This is a genomic window from Burkholderia sp. Ac-20353 (assembly GCF_017104785.1).
Taxonomy (GTDB): Bacteria; Pseudomonadota; Gammaproteobacteria; order Burkholderiales; family Burkholderiaceae; genus Burkholderia.
Genome location: NZ_JAAGPL010000405.1, coordinates 1 through 2864, shown reverse-complemented (window position 1 = coordinate 2864; position 2864 = coordinate 1). Strand labels below are relative to the sequence as shown.

The window sequence follows — 2864 nt, the reverse complement described above, 5'->3', positions numbered from 1 at the left end:
GCCGGGCCGCGCGCCGTCCGCACGCGCCGGGTCAAGTACAATGCCAGCGGTTCGTTGGACGTGTACGCCATGACCGGCCCAGATTCCAGTTTTTCCCAGCCTGACCGTCCGTTGACGCCGCCGAGCGCGACGGTGCCGATTTCCCTCGTCAACGGTTTCCTCGCGAGCGCGGGCCTGCAGCCCGACGTGATCCAGCGCTACCTGCGCGGCGCCGGCATCCCGAGCGAGCTGCAGGGCGAACCGAATGCGCGCGTCACCGAGGAGCAGTTCTCGACGCTGTACCGCACGCTCGCGATCGACCTCGACGACGAGATGCCCGGCATCTTCTCGCGCCCGCTGCGCGGCGGCACGCTCAAATACCTGTGCCTCAGCCTGCTCGACGCGCGCAACCTCGAAACCGCGCTGCACCGCTTCGGGCAGTTCTTCCATCTCGTCCTTGACGATTTCTTCGTCGAATCGAAGCGCGACGACCTGCTCGGACAGGTCGTGATCCGGCCGAATCCGGCCTTCGGCCCGATCGGCCCGCTTGGCCATGAGCTGATGCTCAAACTCGTGCACGGCGTGGGGTCCTGGCTGATCGGCCAGAAGATCCCTCTGCTGCAGATCGAGTTCGCGTGTCCGCAGCCGCGCCATGCGGTCGATCACCTGTATTTTTTCTCCGGGCCCGTGCAGTTCGACTGCAGCCGCACGCTGATGCGCTTCAGCGCGAGCTACCTCGATGCGCCGATCCGGCAGAGCAAGCGCAACCTGCGCAAGTTCCTCGCCCGCGCGCCCGGCGACTGGATCTTCGAATCGTTCAGCGAGCAGCTCGTCTGTCATCGTGTGCGGCAGTATCTGTCCGGCCAGTTGCCCGACCTGCCGACGATCGATCAGGCGGCCGCGAGCCTGCACTGCTCGGTGCGCACGCTGAGCCGGCACCTGCTGGGCGAAGGCACGACGTTCCAGGTGCTGAAGGACGAACTGCGACGCGACATCGCGATCCAGCGGCTCACCGATACGCACGACACGATCGCGGCGATCGGCGCGGAGCTCGGCTTCGACGACCCGAGCGCGTTTCATCGCGCGTTCCGGCACTGGACAGGCAGCACGCCGGGGACTTATCGGCGGCGCGCGTAGGGGCCGCGACGCGCTGGCGCATCGACGCTTCGGCGTTCGTGCTGAGAGATCGCGCCTGCGCGCCAGGGTCGAAGTGCCGCGTGCAGCCGGGTTCCGGTTTCTGTCGGCATAATCGCTCCGTAGTGCGAATGATAGGGGCGGAATGGCGGAGGCTTGCGGATCACAAAGCTTATCGGCCCGGGTTGCCATTCAGGATCCTGATCGCGCGCAATTCACAGGATAAATTTCAAAACCGGATGCGCTTTCGTTACGCTTTCGATCGGCGGTGTTCCCACCCATCTCATGCCAAAAGGAGAGCAGTAGTGTCTCGATCCAGCGTGGAAATTCCTATCGACATCTCATCTCGGTTCAATGTCCTCGGGTATCCGAACGGAGGTTACCTCGCGAGGCTCGCAGCCGAAACGCTCGCCGGCCGATGTGCGCATCCCGATCTGCTGGCGATCCATGCGAGCTTTATCGGTCACCCGACCGCAGGCCCCGCAGTGGCATGCATCAGCGACCTCGGATCGACGACAAGCCTGTCGCGCGCAACGCTGTCGCTTGTCCAGGACGGTGAGCTCAAGGCGCACTATGCAGCGACCTTCACCGATTTTTCCCGAGCGACCGGCGCGACCGCGCGCTTGTCAGGCCAGCCGGCCGCCATCACGTCCTGCCACGCGTGTGTCAGTGTCGATTCGCTCGCTTTGCCTGGTCCGATGCAGGCGTTTGCGTCCCGGTTCAACCTGTCCCTGGCCCCCGGGGCCCTGCAGAACGCCGGCCCGCGTCAGGACGCGACGATCGAAGGCTGGATATCGCTGGACGACGAGCCGTCTCCGACCCTCGGCTCCCTCGTGTTGTTCGCCGATGCCTTTCCTCCCCCGGTCTATAACGTCGTCGATCGTGCACAATGGGCGTCGGTGCCGACCATCGAGTATGCGGTGCACTTGAAGGCCAAACCGGCGCCTGGACCAATCCACGCACGCTTCGTGTCGAAGGAAGTCCGGTCCGGTTTCCTGGGGATCGATGGCGAATTGCGCGATTCCGATGGCCAACTGGTGGCCGAGTCGCGTCAGCTAGCGAAATTTCGCGGGGAATTGGGCGAGGGGGCCCAGGAAGCGCGTTAGGGCCTGTTCAGGCCGCGAATTCCGACGGTGGCAGATCCGCTTGCCCGCAGCGGCCCGATCCGGGGCTGCGGCGCGGGTTTCGCGGATTGCTGCAGCGCACGGCGTGGCCGGTTTTGTCAGTACGTGGGCCGGATTTGACAATGGGAATCGGTCCGCTTGGGGTTAGGATTTGCCAAACGTCGCCAACCGCTGGCCGGTTTTGCCGTATCGGATCGCGTGGCGCGCCTCACATTCACCGCCTGATTGGAAGATCGACCATGAGCTATACCGCCCCCGTCAAGGACATGCTGTTCGTGCTGAAGGAACTGGCCGGCATCGACGCCGTCGCGCAGCTGCCGGGTTTCGAGGACGCGGGCTTCGACACCGCGCAGGCCGTGCTCGACGAATCCGCGAAATTCTGCGGTGAAGTGCTGGCGCCGCTGAACGTCGACGGCGACCGCAACCCGAGCAGCTGGAGCAACGGCGAAGTGACCGCGACGCCGGGCTTCAAGGAAGCGTTCCGCCAGTTCGTCGAAGGCGGCTGGCAGGGGCTGCAGCATCCGGCCGACTATGACGGCCAGGGGCTGCCGAAGCTGATCGCGACGCCGTGCATCGAGATGCTGAACGCGGCGAACCTGTCGTTCGCGCTGTGTCCGCTGCTGACCG

The 2864-nt window shown here is 65.0% G+C and carries 3 protein-coding genes; all 3 read left to right on the top strand.

The window, feature by feature from the left end; genetic code table 11:
* The coding region (locus G3N94_RS40695) for an AraC family transcriptional regulator (RefSeq protein WP_241022353.1) at positions 1-1116 on the top strand (1116 nt) is incomplete at its 5' end.
* A 317-nt stretch (positions 1117-1433) separates the two neighbouring features.
* Positions 1434-2219 carry a thioesterase family protein gene (locus G3N94_RS40690; protein WP_205799816.1) on the top strand — a complete coding sequence of 262 codons (786 nt, stop codon included), beginning with the start codon at positions 1434-1436 and terminating at the stop codon, positions 2217-2219.
* 257 nt (positions 2220-2476) lie between these two features.
* A partial coding sequence (locus G3N94_RS40685; protein ID WP_205799815.1) for an acyl-CoA dehydrogenase N-terminal domain-containing protein occupies positions 2477-2864 on the top strand: 388 nt, incomplete at its 3' end.